At 55.6% G+C, this 15895-nt stretch carries 10 protein-coding genes; 7 read left to right on the top strand and 3 right to left on the bottom strand.

Annotation, left to right across the window (positions count from 1 at the left end; translation table 11 throughout):
* The first annotated feature begins 5 nt into the window (after positions 1–5).
* The 3 genes from ACXJJY_RS02945 (at position 6) to ACXJJY_RS02955 (ending at position 4820) form a co-directional block, all read left to right on the top strand.
* Positions 6–1985, top strand: coding sequence for an SLC13 family permease (locus ACXJJY_RS02945; RefSeq protein WP_456385217.1), 1980 nt, complete (start codon positions 6–8; stop codon positions 1983–1985).
* 75 nt (positions 1986–2060) lie between these two features.
* Positions 2061–3854 (top strand): ArsB/NhaD family transporter, encoded by a 1794-nt coding sequence (locus tag ACXJJY_RS02950; RefSeq protein WP_456385218.1) that lies wholly within the window; start codon positions 2061–2063, stop codon positions 3852–3854.
* An 18-nt stretch (positions 3855–3872) separates the two neighbouring features.
* Positions 3873–4820 (top strand): universal stress protein, encoded by a 948-nt coding sequence (locus ACXJJY_RS02955; protein WP_456385219.1) that lies wholly within the window; start codon positions 3873–3875, stop codon positions 4818–4820.
* Between the two features lie 236 nt (positions 4821–5056).
* Here the strand turns inward: ACXJJY_RS02955 and rarD are convergent, their stop codons facing one another.
* From rarD to ACXJJY_RS02970, 3 genes are all read right to left on the bottom strand, one after another.
* Positions 5057–5968 carry an EamA family transporter RarD gene (gene rarD, locus ACXJJY_RS02960; RefSeq protein ID WP_456385220.1) on the bottom strand — a complete coding sequence of 304 codons (912 nt, stop codon included), beginning with the start codon at positions 5966–5968 and terminating at the stop codon, positions 5057–5059.
* 157 nt (positions 5969–6125) lie between these two features.
* Entirely contained in the window at positions 6126–7676 is a 1551-nt protein-coding gene (locus ACXJJY_RS02965; RefSeq protein ID WP_456385221.1) for a sensor domain-containing diguanylate cyclase, read from the bottom strand.
* Between the two features lie 316 nt (positions 7677–7992).
* Complete coding sequence (locus tag ACXJJY_RS02970) at positions 7993–9036, bottom strand: KamA family radical SAM protein (protein WP_456385222.1); 1044 nt, start codon at positions 9034–9036, stop codon at positions 7993–7995.
* 158 nt (positions 9037–9194) lie between these two features.
* On the opposite strand from ACXJJY_RS02970, the gene ACXJJY_RS02975 reads away from it, so the two are divergent.
* The 4 genes from ACXJJY_RS02975 (at position 9195) to ACXJJY_RS02990 (ending at position 15776) form a co-directional block, all read left to right on the top strand.
* Complete coding sequence (locus ACXJJY_RS02975; RefSeq protein WP_456385223.1) at positions 9195–10931, top strand: NAD-dependent malic enzyme; 1737 nt, start codon at positions 9195–9197, stop codon at positions 10929–10931.
* 212 nt (positions 10932–11143) lie between these two features.
* Entirely contained in the window at positions 11144–13048 is a 1905-nt protein-coding gene (locus ACXJJY_RS02980) for a sensor histidine kinase (RefSeq protein WP_456385224.1), read from the top strand.
* Positions 12996–14369 (top strand): sigma-54-dependent transcriptional regulator, encoded by a 1374-nt coding sequence (locus ACXJJY_RS02985; protein WP_456385225.1) that lies wholly within the window; start codon positions 12996–12998, stop codon positions 14367–14369. Before ACXJJY_RS02980 ends, ACXJJY_RS02985 begins: the two co-directional genes overlap by 53 nt.
* Positions 14370–14771: 402 nt before the next feature.
* Positions 14772–15776, top strand: a complete 1005-nt coding sequence (locus tag ACXJJY_RS02990; RefSeq protein ID WP_456385226.1) for a TRAP transporter substrate-binding protein — start codon at positions 14772–14774, stop codon at positions 15774–15776.
* Positions 15777–15895 lie beyond the last annotated feature (119 nt).

A 15895-nucleotide genomic window follows, 5' to 3' on the forward strand; every position in this document is an offset into this window, starting at 1 on the left:
GCACAATGGAAAAATGGAAACACCGACTATCACTGGCTTTTGCTGTGGTCGTAGGGTGTCTGCTCGTGACCAGTTCGGCAGCCTGGGCCGCCGGAGCCGCGAACAGTGCAGATACCATCGTCTTTACGCCCAAGATGGGCGTTGTCATGGGGGCATTGGGCCTGGCCATTTTGTTGTTTATTTTCGAGTGGGTCCGGGTGGATGTGGTGGGCATCATCATGATGGTTATGTTGCCCATCCTCGGCGTCGTTACCCCTAAGGAGGCCATTAGCGGCCTGTCCAGTAATGCCGTGGTTTCCATTATCGCTGTCATTATAATTGGTGCCGGTCTGGACAAAACCGGGTGTATGAATGTCCTGGCCCGCAATATTCTCAAGATAGCGGGACGTTCAGAGAGCAGGATCATGACGCTGATCGCCGGCACAGTGGCCTTCATATCGAGCTTTATGCAGAATATTGGCGCCGCAGCCTTGTTCATGCCTGCCGCTATCCGCATCGGCCGTCAAACCGGCATTCCGGTTTCCCGTATACTCATGCCAATGGGGTTTTGCGCTATCATCGGTGGCACAATCACCCTCGTCGGCGCCAGCCCGACTATTCTGCTCAACGATCTGATCGAGCAGGCCAACAGCCTGGGTTTTCTTCCGGAAAGAGTGGAGCCTCTTGGCCTGTTTACCCAGACTCCCATCGGTTTAGCCCTGGTGGCCAGTGCCATCCTTTATTTTATCTTTCTGGGCCGCTTTATTCTGCCGGCCAAATCGGATGGAGACGGTGGAGAAGGCAGCCTGGTGCCTGATTCCATTGCCGACACCTACCACATGATTGACACCCTGTACGAACTTGAGGTCCCTGAAAATTTCAGTGATCCACGGACGTTGCAGGAGATGAAGATTCGTGAAAATTATCATATCAATATCATTGCCCTGTTTCATTCCAGGCGAAAGAGCAAGAGTTTGGCTCCACGCAAGACCGAGCGTCTTGAGCCGGGTGACGTCTTTGCCGTCATAGCCCGCTCAAAGGACTCTGTGCTGCGCTTTGCCAAGGATTTCGGCCTCAAGTTCAAAGGAGATCTTGACGTCTTTGCAGAGGACCTGTCCCCCAACAATGCCGGCATGATGGAGGGTATCATCACCGAGCGCTCCGAGCTGGTCGGCAAGACCCTCTCCGAGGTCCACTTCAAGGAGGCGTTTGAGGTGAATCCCATCACCATTTGCAGTGGTGGATATTGCCTCTTTGGGGATATTTCCGAGCACCGGCTTAAAGTTGGTGACGCCATTTTGATGTTTGGCCCCTGGTCGGTTTTTCACTGGCTCAAACAGAAGAATTCCTTTGTTTTCACCACTGAGGTCAAGGGTGAACTGATGCGCGAGGACAAGGCAAAAACCGCTGTGTTCTGGCTGATCGTCGCCCTGAGCATGGTTCTTGGCTATAAACCCTTCATGGCCATGCTCGGTTTTCCAGACATGAAAATGTCTCTTTCGGTTTGCCTGCTTACCGGTGCTCTCGGTATGATCCTGACCAAGGTCATGACTGTGGACGAGGCGTATGAATCCGTAGACTGGATGACCGTTTTTCTTCTTGGCGGCCTGATTCCCCTGGGTCTGGCTTTCCAGAAAACCGGTGCGGCCGAGTTCATCGCCACCACCATCATGAATGCCATCGGATCGGTGCCGACCATTATCTTCCTGCTGGTGGTCGGACTGCTTACATCCTTCTTCACCCTGGTGGTCTCCAATGTGGGTGCCACGGTTCTGCTGGTGCCCCTGTGTATGTCCATGGCGGTCAAGGCTGGTGCCGATCCACGGGTTACGGCCATGGTCGTTGCTCTCGCCGCATCCAACACCTTTGTCCTGCCGACCCATCAGGTCAATGCCCTGATCATGCGTCCCGGCGGATATAGAACAGTTGATTACGCCAAGGCTGGTGCCGGCATGACCATTCTCTTCCTGGTCGTGTTGCTCGCCATGCTCTATCTGTTCTATTGATGGAATTCAAAGCATCGGGCAGCGCGGGCTTATCTTCCGCTCTGTCCGGCAGGTTTCGAAGGAGAAAACAAGATCATGCACACGTTACGAGTACAACCAAATCTTTCCATTCGGGCGCTGTTCTGGCTGCTGACCACTTTGTATGTGTTTTGCGGTGCGCCTGTTTCTGCCAGTGGGCTTGCAGCAACGCATCAGAGTGGTGATAACGGTCCCACCGGCCAGCTTTCGGTCTTTGGCAAGATCGTCAATCCCCATGGTGCCGGTGTCGGTGATGCCGAAGTGAGGGTCTTCCTCAATGATCAGGAACTTATTCCTCCGGCGAACGGTCATGGCGGTCACGGTCCGGCCATGATCAAAACTGAGTCCGACGGTTCATTCCAGGCCGTATTTCAGGTCCCCCAGGCAGACATCGACGCAGCGGTTATCGAGGTGGAAGCCTACAAACCCAGTTACAGCAGGGAAAAGATCAGGATTGACGGGGCCGAGATCAGCCGGGGAGGTGCCGGCACAAGTGTCCGGGTCGATGTCGAGGTTAAGCGGAGCCAGGGCCCTGCCTTCTGGATCGCCACTATCGTCTTTGTCCTTGCCTATATCCTGATCTCTTTTGAGCTGCTGCACCGTACCCTGGCGGCTATGCTCGGGGCCTCGGTCATGCTGGTGATTAGCTACACTGTCGGCACTTTTAATCCCGAGTATCATATCCTGTCTTACGAGAGCGCTATCAGGGCTATTGATATGAATGTCATCTTCCTGCTCATGGGCATGATGATCATTGTCGGTATCCTTAAGCATACAGGCGTTTTTCAGTGGTGTGCCTACAAGTGTTACCAGCTGGCCCGCGGCAACGTGCTGATGCTGGCGGTGATCCTGATGTCTTTCACCGCAGTTTCCTCGGCTTTTCTCGACAACGTCACCACCATGCTGCTGCTGACTCCGGTCTCCATCGAGATCGCCCTGTCCCTTGGTATTTCGCCCCTGGCGCTGCTGATTCCAGAGATACTGGCCTCCAATATCGGTGGTACAGCTACCCTGATCGGTGATCCGCCCAATATCATGATCGGCTCCTACGCCGCTTTGACCTTCACCGATTTTGTCAAGAATCTGGCCCCGGTCTGTCTGGTAGGTATGGTGGTTCTCTTTGGCTACACAAGGATGGTCTATGGGGGACAGTACAAGAAAGCCCATGTGACGGATATCCAGGCTTTTATCGCCAAGCTGCGGGAAGAGTACCAGATCACCGATTCCAACCTGCTGACAGTGGGACTGATAGTTATGAGTATTGTGGTGGGAATGTTCCTTACCCACGGTGTTCTCCATATGGAGGTGTCCATTGCTGCCCTGTTCGGAGCGGCCCTGCTCTTTACCTATGGCATGGTGACCAAGAAGATCGATCTCCTGGAGCTGATCGAAAAGGATATCGAGTGGACCACTTTGCTCTTCTTCATGTTTCTTTTCATTCTGGTCGGGGCGGTGGAGGAAACCGGATTGCTTGATATAGTCGCTGACTGGGTCGTAAATTTCTCCCACGGTAACCTGACCACCTCCATTATCCTCATCCTCTGGGTGTCGGCTATCATGAGCGCCTTTGTCGACAACATACCCTTTACCGCCACCATGTTGCCCATTGTCGCCTACCTGACCCAGGTCATTCCCGGGGCGGAGAGCGGTGTCCTCTGGTGGGCACTGGCCTTTGGCGCCTGTTTCGGCGGTAACGGAACCATGATTGGTGCCAGTGCCAACGTGGTGACCATAGGTATTGCCGAATCGGCCGGGTATCCGATGAAATTTATCGGTTTCATGAAGGTCGCTTTTCCCTACATGATTATCAGTGTGGCCATCGCCAATGTATGGCTTTTGCTGGCTTACTAGAAGACGAGGAGTTGTGATATGAGTACAGTGAACAAGGCGTTAACCAGGTTTTTGCTTCCTCTGGACGTGGCGGGCGACCCTGCCCGGCCAGTGGCCCTGATGCGGTGTCTGGCCGAGACCCTTGGACAGCGTATTGAAAAAATAACCCTTCTCCATGTCATGGCTGGTCGCTATCTCAGTCAGCACATGGCCAATGTGGATATTCGGACCACCCGGATCATATCTTCGGACAGATTTCAGGAACTGCGCCAGGCCTACATTGACAAGGAGATCCGGCCGGTTTTGGAAAATGTCCGCCAGGAACTCGCTGATGCCGGAATAAATGCCCCCATCGATATCGTCATCGAGGATGGCGATCCGGTGGACCGGATCGCCAGGCTGGCCGAGGAGGGGGAGTACTCCTCACTGATTCTCCAGCGCAGTGACAAATCGGCGGTGGAGGAAATGTTCATCGGCAGTGTGACCAGCGGGGTCCTGCACCGTGATATCAAGAGTACCATCTATCTGGCCGGCTCCGGTCCCCTGCACTGTCCGCCCAGAAGCGCTCTGGTGGCGCTGGATGAATCGGAAAACGCCCGGGCCGCCCTGGACCGGGCCGTGGTTCTTGCCGAGGCGGCAGGCCAGGATTTTGAAAAGATGGTTCTGGTCCATGTGATGGATGCAGCCGAGTGCTCCGTGGCCCTTGCCAATGGCAGCGAACCGGAGAAACCGGGCAGCAGTCTGCTTGATGAGGCCGAGGCCATGCTGCGGGAAAAAGGGCTTGCTTCCGGGCAGATTGTCCGCCATCTTACCTTCGGCGACCCGGCCGACGTCCTGGTCCAGGAGGTGGAAGACCAGAAGCCCGAGTTTGTCTTCATGGGCCGCCGTGGCCGCTCAGCCCTCAAGGAGCTCTTCATGGGCAGCGTGTCCAGCAAGGTGATTTCCCGCTGCACCGCCCCGGCCATCACTCTGGTCAGTTCCTCCTGAGCCCTCTAACTTGAAGCATCTCAGCAGGAAAGCAGTATCAAGATGCCTTGCAAACCACATTCCTGATCTTTGATCGGGGCGGCTTTCCTGTACTTCATACCCTCCTTCCGGCGGGAGACGTCCTGTCTCCCGCCATTCTTTTTTTTTCGGTTCGATCTCTGTCGCTGTCCGTGCACAGTTTATTCCTCTTCGTTTCCCTCCCCTGATGGAGCAAGCTATTCCCGGAGCGTGGATTTTTATCGTCTCTCACCCTTTAGCCGCAGTATGCCCTCCAGGGTATAGAGCCCGAGCGCTGTCCAGACCAGGACAAAGCCGATCCCCTTTTCCCGGGGAAAGGGTTCATGGTAGAGAAAGATTCCCAGCAGGAGCTGCAGAGTCGGGGCCAGGTACTGGAGCAGTCCCAGGGCGGTGAGGTGGATTCGCTGGGCTCCATAGACAAAGAGGAGCAGCGGGGCCGAGGTGGCGATGCCGGAACAGATCAGCAGGATCACGGTGGCCGGATCCGCCATGGCGAAGCTGGCGCTGCCCCTGGAATTCGTCAGCAAGAGCAGGGCGGCGGCAGGGAGGGAGAGCAGGCAGGTCTCGCAGAAGAGTCCTTCCAGGGACGGGAGCCGGGCTGTTTTCCTGAGCAGGCCGTAGAGGCTGAAGGTTCCGGCCAGGACCAGGGCGATCCATGGGATACGGCCATGGGAGAGGGCCAGGTAGCCTACCCCGGATGCGGCCAGGGTCAGGGCCAGCCATTGACCGGGTCGCAGCCGTTCCCGCAGGACGACAACTCCGAGCAGTACCGAGACCAGGGGATTGATGAAATATCCAAGGCTGGCCTCAACGATATAGTCATTGTTGACCGCCCAGATATAGGTCAGCCAGTTGACCGCGACCAGCAAAGAGGTTGCCAGAAAGGTCAGTCTGGTGACAGGGATAGCCAGTTCACGCCACAGCTGCCTGAGTCGGCCCTGGGCAGCGAGGATGGCCAGGGTGAAGACCATGGACCAGATGATCCGGTGGCAGATGATTTCCAGGGCAGGGACCCGGGAAAGGGCCTTCCAGTAGACCGGCAGGCAGCCCCAGAGAAGCGATGCCCCGACAGCGGCAGCCAGGCCGGCCCGTTGCGTCCCGGTTCGCCTCCTTTCCTGGCGCCTTTTCAACACCTGCGGGATGGAAGAAGGAGAGATGGATCGGGGAGGAGTGAATCTGGCAACGCAACGTCCCCCAAGGGCTTCCGGCCTTCTTCCGGCCAGCTTTCAGCGCGTCTGGGATGACGGTCCGTTAGCGAGGAGCACCAGGATGCCGGTGACCCTTTCGTCAAAAGGAGAACCATTTTTTCTTCTTTTTCGGCCTGTAAAGCACAACCTGGTTTCGTCCCTTGTTTTTTGCCTCGTACAAAGCTTCGTCAGCCAGGCCGATGAATTCATTTTTTTTGAAGTCGCGGCCCGATGGCTTGGCACTGGCGACGCCAATACTGATGGTGACTCGATAGACATTGGTTCCATCGTCAAAAGGGTAGGCTTCCACAGCCTGGCGCAGTTTCTCGGCTACGGCCACGGCTTCTTCCGGCCCGGTTTCCGGCAGGACTATGATAAATTCTTCACCTCCGTACCGGGCCAGCAGGTCGTACTCGCGGATTTGCTCCTTGATGACTCTGCAAAGTTCCTTGAGAATGAAATCACCGGTCTGGTGTCCGTAGTTATCGTTAAACTGCTTGAAGTGATCGATATCCAGCAGCAAAATGGAAACGACTCCTTCGTTGCGGATGGATCTGTTTATCTCCTGGTCAAGGAAATTTTGAAAATATCGATGGTTGTGCACCTCGGTGAGTCCGTCAATGTTGGCCAGGTTCTCCAACAGTTTGTTTTTGTGCTCCAACTCCCTGGTCAGTTTTTCCAGGGCCATTTTGGAACTGATCAATTCCCGGTTCATCTCCTCGTAGGACATGTTGAGAAGGCTCAGTCTCAGGTTGGCTTCCTGGAGAATCTCTTCCACCGATTTGGTCGGCGGAATTTTGAGGCCAAAGTAATCAGCCGCCTTATCTATATGATTGTGAACTTTTTTCAGGATAGTATTGATGGCCAGGGCCTTCAGGCCCAGCAGCTTCCTGGCCTCGCTGCGAAACTGGCGGTGATAATCCTCCGGAGAGGTGCAGTAGAGTATTTTCACCAGCAGGTCCGATAAATAGACCACTCCGACAGCCTGGCTGATGGCCTTGTCGCCGCCTGTGTATTCCCTGGGGTTGTGATGATAGCGGATGGGCTCGACCAGGCTGTCGGGAAAGCCCCATTTCCGGGCTACATGATGGCCCACCACCTCGTGGCTGGTGCCCAGGTGTTCCTCTTCCAGCTCTCTGATGGACCGTTTTTCCGTGTGATAGGTCTCCATGACCCGGTCATAATCATCCGGGAAGGTGCAGGCAAAGATAAGCTGGCCCAGGTTCTGCAGCAAGCCGGCGACAAAGACGTCTTCCGTGTCCAGATCCGGAACCTGTTCGGCGATCAGCTTGGCAGCAACGGCACCGGCCAGGGAATGCTGCCAGAAAAGCTTGAAATCGAAGTTCCCTTTTCCCTTCATGCTGAGAAAGGAAAAAGAAAGCACCAGACTCCGGACCGCATTGGTTCCGAGGATAGACACTGCCTGGTTGATTGAGGAGATCTGCTGGGGAAAACTGTAGAAAGCCGAGTTGGAGACTTTGAGGATTTTGCTGGACAGGGCCATGTCCTGGGAGATCAGGGTGGCGATGTCCGACAGTGTCGTATCTTCCTGGGATGTGATGGAAATCAATTTCGAGGCCACTGTGGGCAGAGTGGGGAGATCCGGGGAGTTTAGGACCCGGTCGAGAACCTCTTCCTGTGACATGGTCATTGTTTGCCTTTCCTGGCGCTGCTGCGTGAGTGAAAATGAAAAGAGTCGTTTGTGCTTCTGCTTTTGTTTATGAGCTTAAGCCCTGCGGTCGCGCGGTATACAAAGTTGATACAGGTAAAAGATAGATCTGCTGCGTTGAATTCACTTTTTACGTGTTCGACGAATCACAGACACACCAGTGCCGTAACAGCCTGGTAAACGGTACTGTTCCTTCTATTCCTGCGAGGCTCAACGTTTTCGGCACACGAAAAACCTAAGACTTGAATTAAGTATAACAGACCGCCTCTGAACTTCAAGGGCTTGAAAAAATATATCCTTACCCCTTTTCAGCAGGATATTGAAACTCCTGGCCGAGATAATTTGTAAAATCGGTCTCCCCTCTTCCGGGAACATTATATTCCGGGGTCAGGGGGATCTTACCGCCCCCTCCAGGGGCGTCGAGGGCGTAGGTCGGAACAGCCATTCCAGAGACGTGGCCGATGAGCGAGCGCATGATGTTTTGGCCACAGCTGATGGGTGTACGGAAATGTCCGGTGCCCCGGGTGAGATCGGCCTGAAATAGATAATAGGGCTTGACCCGCATGGCGAGAAGGCCCACCATCAGCTCACGAATGGTTTTCGGATCGTTGTTCACGTCCCTGAGAAGTACTGTCTGGCATCCCAGAGGAATGCCCCCGTCAGCGAGTAAGCGGCAGGCCTGGCGAGCCAAAATGGTGAGTTCTGCCGGATGGTTGAAGTGGGTGTTGATGTAGAGGGGGTGGTATTTTTTCAGCATGGAGACCAGATTTTCCGTGATCCGCATGGGCAAAGTGCACGGCACCCGGGTACCGATCCGGATGACCTCGATGGATGGAATGGCCCGCAGACAGCGGAGAATCTCCTCGAGTCGGGCGGTGGAAAGCAGGAGCGGATCGCCGCCCGAGACGAGCACCTCGCGGATGGACGGTTTTTTTTTCAGGTATTCCAGGCCTGCCTGGATGGTTGCATCGGTGATGACCATCTCCGGTCGGCCCACCTTGCGTTTGCGGGTACAGAACCGGCAGTACATGGCGCATTCACTACAGACCAGAAGCAGGGCCCGGTCGGGATATTTGTGGACCAGTCCGGGTACCGGGCTCAATTTCTCCTCGCCCAGGGGATCCACCATCCCCTCGCTGTCCTCCAGCTCACGGATGTCAGGTACCGCCTGTTTCCAGATAGGATCTCCAGTCTTCCGGATCAGGTTCAGATAATAGGGATTGATCCGCATGGGGTATCTTTGGATCGTTTTTTCAACGAGATTCTGATCCACCGGTAAAAGGTCTGCCAGTTGGTCCGGTCGGGTGATTGATTTTTTAAGAAGGTTGCGCCAGTTTGTCATTGCCGGATGCTTATGGGAAGTGCTAAGGGGGAAGGGTAACCTGAAGTGAACCTTCAGGGTCCAGGTACGCTCCTGTATACCGGTCGGGACAGCATCCGTCAACCGGATATATGGGTGGCTGGACAGTGACTTTTTCCAAACCACGCAAGGAGTATGACATGTCTGACAATTCTATCAAGTTTCGGTATGACGAGTACGGCAACACTCGAGAGATTTTTGTCTACAGCAGTGGATCTGATATCCATAACAACAGCTTTGTCAACAAGGGCACGGCCTTTACAGTACCGGAGCGGCGTAAGCTCGGTCTTACCGCCATGCTGCCACCGGCTGTCCGCAGCCTGGAAAAACAGGTGGAAAACAGCCGTGTCAAGGTGGAGGGCAAGGACAGCGACATCGAACGGTTCATCTATATTCGTTCCCTGTTTGACCGCAATGTCACCCTGGCCCATGCCCTGATAAAAAGTGATATTGCCCGCTACATGTCCATCATTTACACTCCCACGGTGGGTCTCGCGTGCCAGCATTATTCGTCCATGTTCCGCTCGGCAAACGGGCTCCATTTCTATCCCGGCAATATCGACGAGGCTGAGAATGTTCTGCGCCGGTTCCAGAATCGCGATATACGGGTGGCGGTGGTCACCGACAACCAGGGAATCCTCGGTATCGGCGATCAGGGTGCCGGTGGCATCGCCATTTGCGTGGGCAAGCTGATGCTCTATACCCAGGGCGCGGGTATTGCCCCCTGGCACTGCCTGCCCATTTCACTGGATGTGGGAACGGATAACGAAGCCCTGCTTGCTGATGACGAGTATCTCGGCTGGCGGCATCGGCGCTTGACCGGAGATGAGTACATAGATTTTGTCCAGCGCTTTGCCAGGGCCTTCCGCAATGTCTTTCCCTCGGCACTCTGTCAGTGGGAAGACTTCTCCAAGCAAAACGCCTTTGCCATTCGCGACGCTTATCTTCATGACCTGGTTTCCTTCAACGACGACATCCAGGGTACCGGGGCCGTGGCCCTGGCCGGTATTTTGACTGCGATGAAGATCAAGCAGGAAAAACTCGGGGATCAGGTCTTTTTGATCCATGGGGCCGGGGCCGGTGGTATCGGCATTGCCGAGCAGATCGAAACCGCTCTGTGCGAGGAAGGACTCAGTGTGGACGAGGCCCGGGCGCGGATATTCACCCTGGATTCCCGGGGGCTGGTCACCACGGACCGTGACCTGCTACCTTACAAGCAAAAATATGCCAAGGATCCTCACTCGCTCCCGTGGCTTAAAGACAGCGATGACCTTCGGCTTGAAAATGTTGTGCAAAAGGGTGGCGTGACCGTGCTTATCGGTACGTCCGGCCAGCCTGGATGTTTTTCCCGCGAGGTAGTGGACGCGGTGCTGGAGCATACCGAGCGGCCGATCATCATGCCGCTCTCCAACCCCACCGACAAGGCCGAAGCCATCCCGGCGGATCTCTATCGATGGACAAACGGCCGGGCCCTGATTGGTACCGGTTCGCCCTTTCCCGACGTGGAGCACGAGGGTAAGATGTACCGGGTGGGACAGTGCAACAACGTCTTTGTCTTCCCCGGGGTCGGTTTGGGAGCCCTGGCCTCCGGTGCCCGCGAGGTTTTGCCGGAGTTCTTCACTGCCGCGGCCCGGGCTGTGTCCGATTACGTGACCCGGGACGAAATGGAACGCGGTGCCCTGGTGCCCGACGTTACCACCCTGGCCGATGTTAGTGTCAAGGTTGCCCAGGCAGTGGGAGAGGCTGCTATCAGTGCAGGCATCAGTCGGCCGTGTGCCTTTGCCTCTTTCCAGCACGAGAATGATCCGACCCGGCTCAAGGAGTTGATCAGAAAAATGCGGTGGGAGCCTGATTATCTGCCACTGGTGGCAATGTAAGAGGCTGTTGAAAAACTACTGCGCTTTTTCGCTCATTTTTCCTTGTCTCATTTTCGCTCGTTACCTTTTTCAACAGCCTGTCTGGTAAGTGGTGGTGCCGGGCCAGGATGCTCCCGCGGGAGTGTCCTGGCCGCGATGGAGCCGGTGGTTGAGAGGGGTGAAATAAGAAGAGAGGTGTTTTACCTGTCATGAATGATACTATGTTTTGAGTTATGCAGGCTGCAACGCGGGTCCGACACGGTTTTTTTCTTTTGTTCGCCGTATCTTTCTTCAGTGCTGTTCTCTGGGGCACCGCTTACCTGACCTACCGTGAGGGGCTGGTCCGTCTGGCTGAGGACGGCACTGCCAGGCTGGAATTGTATGTGGCCTACCTGCGCGGGGTTCTGGAAAAATATGAGGGACTTCCTGAACTTCTTGCCACCAACAAGCGGTTGGTGAATTTTCTCCTCAATCCCGGTGGTCACGAGCGTATTGAGGCTTTGAACCGATACCTGGAAACCATTAATACTATCAGCGACGCATCCGACACCTATCTGATGGATCGGGAAGGACTGACCATCGCCGCCTCCAACTGGCAGGCGTCCCGGCCCTTTGTCGGCCGCAATTTCAGCTATCGGCCCTATTTCAAGGAGGCCATGCAGGGACATCTGGGACGATATTTCGCCCTCGGCATGGCATCGAGCCGGCGGGGTTACTATTTTGCCTATCCCGTGCGGCAGGGCGGCAGGATCCTCGGGGCGGTGGTCATCAAGATCAATATCGACAAGGTAGAGCGTAAATGGGAACATCCCGACACCACCCTCCTGGTCACCGATCCCGACGGGGTGATTTTCATCACCACTAATCCCAACTGGCGTTTTCATACTCTAAAGCCTCTGGACAGTGCGGCCCGGAGGCGGATCGTTGAGAGTCGACGCTATCCCAATGCCTCGTTGGAGCCCCTGGATATACTGGAAATCAGCTCATCTCCGGCCGGACCGATGATCCGCCTGAAGAACTCCGACGGCCGGGGAGACAAAACATATCTGCTCCAGAGTCGACATATGAGCCAGGCCGGCTGGGAGGTGCAGATTCTTTCCGACATATCCGGGGTCCAGCGTCTGGTCCTGCGGTCTCTTCTCATGGCAGGGGCAGTGATCATGCTCAGTTTTCTACTGGGAATAGTCCTGTGGCAGCGGCGTCAGCGCCTGGACGAACGGCACCGGTATGAACGGCGGGCCCGGGAAGTGCTGGAGCAGGCCAACGAGGCCCTGGAGGACCGGGTCAGGGAGCGAACCTGCGAGCTGGTCGAGATTAATCGCCGGTTGCGTCGGGAGATCGAGGAGCGCCGCCAGGCTGAAGAAGAGCTGAATCGTACCCGCAGCGAACTTATTCACGCGGCCAAGCTGGCCGCTCTTGGCCAGATGTCGGCCGGTATAAATCATGAACTCAATCAGCCTCTGGCCGCTATCCGTACCTATACCGACAACACCAGGCAGCTACTGGTCAAGGGGAGGGAGGAGGATGCGCTGTGGAACCTGGAGCAGATCGGCGAACTGACACAGCGCATGGCCCGGATCGGGGCTCAGCTCAAGATATTTGCCGGAAAAACCAGTGGCCGGATTGAGCCCGTACCCCTGCATGGGGTGGTGGACGGGGCACTGGAGATCGTCAACCCGGCCTTGCGACGTGCCGATACCAGGATTCGGATACAAATCGATCCGGAAGACCTCCAGGTTCAGGCTAACAATGTCCTTTTGCAACAGGTGCTGGTCAATCTGATCGGCAATGCCATTCAGGCCGTGGAGGGTCGGGAGACGCGGGATATCTGGGTGTGCTGCCGTCGGGAACAGGGGAGGGTGCGGATAACTGTCCAGGACAGTGGTCCTGGCATTGCGCCCGAGCACCTGCCCCATATTTTTGAAGCTTTTTACACCACCAAGGACCCCGGACAGGGGTTGGGCCTGGGGTTGACCATCACCGCCCGGATCCTTGAGGAGATGGGTGGTGATATCATGGCCTCGGACGGCGAGACCGGAGCCCGGTTCGAAATATATCTGAACGAAGTGCAGGGAAATGGCGTCCATGGACAAGACAGCGATTCGAGGATCGATGAACAAGGTTCTGTTTATCGATGATGAAAAACATATCCGTCAGGCCAATCGGCAGACCCTGGAACTGGCAGATCTTGAGGTCTCGTGCCTGGACTGCGCCGAGAAAGCCATACCGGTTTTGTCTCAAGAGTGGCCCGGTGTAGTGGTTTGTGATATTCGCCTGCCACAGATGGACGGCCTGGAGTTCCTGCGCCGGGCCAGAGAGATCGATCCTGACCTGCCCGTCATTTTGATCACCGGTCATGGTGATGTTTCCACTGCTGTGCAGGCCATGCGGGATGGGGCCTACGATTTCATCGAAAAACCCTATTCGGCCGAGCGGCTGGTCAAGACCGTTCGGCGGGGCCTGGAAAAACGGATGTTGACCCTGGAAAACAGGCAGTTGCGCTGGGAGCTTGAGGCTCACTCCGCTCCCGGGCCGCGGATTATTGGCCGTACCCCGTCCATGCAGCGTTTGCGGGCCACTATCGCCCAGATTGCTGACACCGGTGCTGATGTGCTGGTGGTGGGGGAGACCGGGACCGGCAAGGAACTGGTCGCCAGGTCCCTGCACGAGCACAGTCGGCGCCGGACCAGAAATTTCGTTGCGGTCAATTGCGGGGCTGTATCTGAAAACATGATTGAATCCGAGCTCTTTGGCCATGAGGCCGGGGCCTTTACCGATGCCAGGTCGCGGCGGATCGGGAAGTTCGAACACGCCAACGGCGGAACCTTGCTGCTCGACGAGATCGAGAGCATGCCGATGCATGTTCAGGTCCATCTGCTGCGGGTTCTCCAGGAGCGCGCCCTTGAGCGTCTTGGATCCAATACCCTTATTCCCCTCGATCTGCGAGTGGTGGCTGCGGCCAAGGTTGACCTCAGGCAGGCGGTGGACCAGGGCGGGTTCAGAGAGGATCTCTATTACCGTCTCAACGTGGTCTGTCTGCATATCCCCCCTCTGCGCACACGACGCGAAGATATTCCACTGTTGTTTCACCATTTCCTCCTGGTGGCCGGCCATCGGTACCAGCGGGAGGTACCCACGCCGGATACGGCCCAGCTCAATGCACTCATGGCCTACGACTGGCCCGGAAACGTGCGTGAACTGCGCAACCTGGCCGAACGCTATGTTCTCCTTGGTAACCAGTTTGACTGGTCGCTTGAACAGCTGCTGGCCTCCTCGACCCCGGAACAGGTCAATAGCCTCCCCCGATTGGTGGAATGTTTCGAACGCGGCCTGATCGAACAGGCTCTGGCTGCCCACAAGGGCAGCATCAAGGACGTTATGGCTTCACTTGCCGTTCCACGCAAGACCCTGTATGACAAGATGCGAAAATACGGACTGGACAAGAGCGATTACAAGTAAACATTTTCTGTTCAGGAAAATTTTGCCTCCAGGATCTGAAGATTTTACAACGCACCCCACCATCGTGCCGGCCTCAGCCATCCCTGCCGGATAGCGTGACTCTTTCAGGAAAAAGTATCATCTCGTCAAGTTCTGATGACGGCTTCCTGTCCTGGTCAGGATTGCGGAACAGGTTTTTGGGTCAAAATTCCTCCATTTGGCTGGTGAAATGGATGGATTCTTGCCGGTTCCCTTTTGTCTTTCCTCCTCTGTAATCGTGTGAAATCGGGCAGATGTCGCTGATCGTTCGGACTGGCCTGTGGATTGCTTTTGATAAAGCAAATGGGTGCCTGGCTCTCTCTGGAGATTGGTTACCTGAGGAATTATTTCGGTTCGATGAATTATTATGCAAAGGAGGAAAGAATGTTTGTGAAAAAAATAGCCATGTCCGTGGCAGCGCTGGCCCTGTCAGCAGCACTGTTTGCAGGTCCTGCCCTGGCGCAGAAACCCATTGTGATCAAGTTTTCCCATGTTGTGGCTGAAAACACCCCCAAGGGACAGATGGCCAACAAGTTCCGTGATCTGGTGGCCGAGCGGCTGCAGGGCAAGGTCGAGGTAGAGGTCTATCCCAATTCCCAGCTGTTTGGTGATAATAAGGTACTGGAAGCCATGCTCCTTGGTGATGTACAGATGGCCGCTCCCAGCCTTTCTAAGTTCAGCCGCTACACCAAAAAGCTGCAGCTTTACGATCTGCCGTTCCTGTTTGAAGATATAGATGCGGTAGACCGTTTTCAGCATGGTCCTGCTGGTCAGAAACTTCTTCAGTCGGTCAGCAAAAAAGGACTCATCGGTCTTGGTTACCTGCATAACGGCATGAAGCAGCTTACCGCCTCCAGGCCTCTTCGGGTACCTGAGGATGCCCGTGGCCTCAAGTTCCGGATCATGTCCTCCGATGTGCTGGCTGCCCAGTTCAAGGCTCTTGGTGCCATCCCCCTGAAAAAACCTTTTTCAGAGGTTTTCACCCTGTTGCAGACCAAGGCTATCGATGGTCAGGAGAACACCTGGTCAAACATCTATTCCAAGAAATTTTTCGAGGTACAGCCCTATATCACCGAATCCAATCATGGTGTACTCGACTACATGGTCGTTACCTCACAGGAGTTCTGGAATGGACTGCCCTCCGACATCCGGGCCGAAGTCAAGAGTGCGCTGGACGAGGCCATCGCCTATGGCAACCAGGTGGCAAGGGAAAAGGCCAAGAGCGACAAGCAGAAAATCATCGACTCCAATCGGTGTACCATTATCGAGTTGACCCCGGCAGAGAGGACTCAATGGGTTGAGGTTATGCGGCCGGTATGGAAGAAGTTTGAGCGTCAGATCGGCAGGGACCTGATCGACGCGGCTTATGCTTCCAATCAGGCCAGGTAGTGTGTGGATGGCCACTGACCGAGGTTGATTCGGTTTCATCCGGCTGGCCCGGTTCCCCGGGCCAGCCGGATTTCCGGGAAACAGAGGCGTGGAGAGGCGGGGGCACGGATTTGTGGTAT

This window comes from Desulfolithobacter sp. (assembly GCF_054025815.1).

Excerpts from the sequence above, each read along its gene's own strand:
- ACXJJY_RS02945 (WP_456385217.1), top strand. The coding sequence starts at position 6 with ATGGAAAAATGGAAACACCGACTATCACTGGCTTTTGCTGTGGTCGTA.
- ACXJJY_RS02950 (WP_456385218.1), top strand. The coding sequence starts at position 2,061 with ATGCACACGTTACGAGTACAACCAAATCTTTCCATTCGGGCGCTGTTC.
- ACXJJY_RS02955 (WP_456385219.1), top strand. The coding sequence starts at position 3,873 with ATGAGTACAGTGAACAAGGCGTTAACCAGGTTTTTGCTTCCTCTGGAC.
- ACXJJY_RS02965 (WP_456385221.1), bottom strand. The coding sequence starts at position 7,676 with ATGACCATGTCACAGGAAGAGGTTCTCGACCGGGTCCTAAACTCCCCG.
- ACXJJY_RS02970 (WP_456385222.1), bottom strand. The coding sequence starts at position 9,036 with ATGACAAACTGGCGCAACCTTCTTAAAAAATCAATCACCCGACCGGAC.
- ACXJJY_RS02975 (WP_456385223.1), top strand. The coding sequence starts at position 9,195 with ATGTCTGACAATTCTATCAAGTTTCGGTATGACGAGTACGGCAACACT.
- ACXJJY_RS02980 (WP_456385224.1), top strand. The coding sequence starts at position 11,144 with ATGCAGGCTGCAACGCGGGTCCGACACGGTTTTTTTCTTTTGTTCGCC.
- ACXJJY_RS02985 (WP_456385225.1), top strand. The coding sequence starts at position 12,996 with ATGGACAAGACAGCGATTCGAGGATCGATGAACAAGGTTCTGTTTATC.
- ACXJJY_RS02990 (WP_456385226.1), top strand. The coding sequence starts at position 14,772 with ATGTTTGTGAAAAAAATAGCCATGTCCGTGGCAGCGCTGGCCCTGTCA.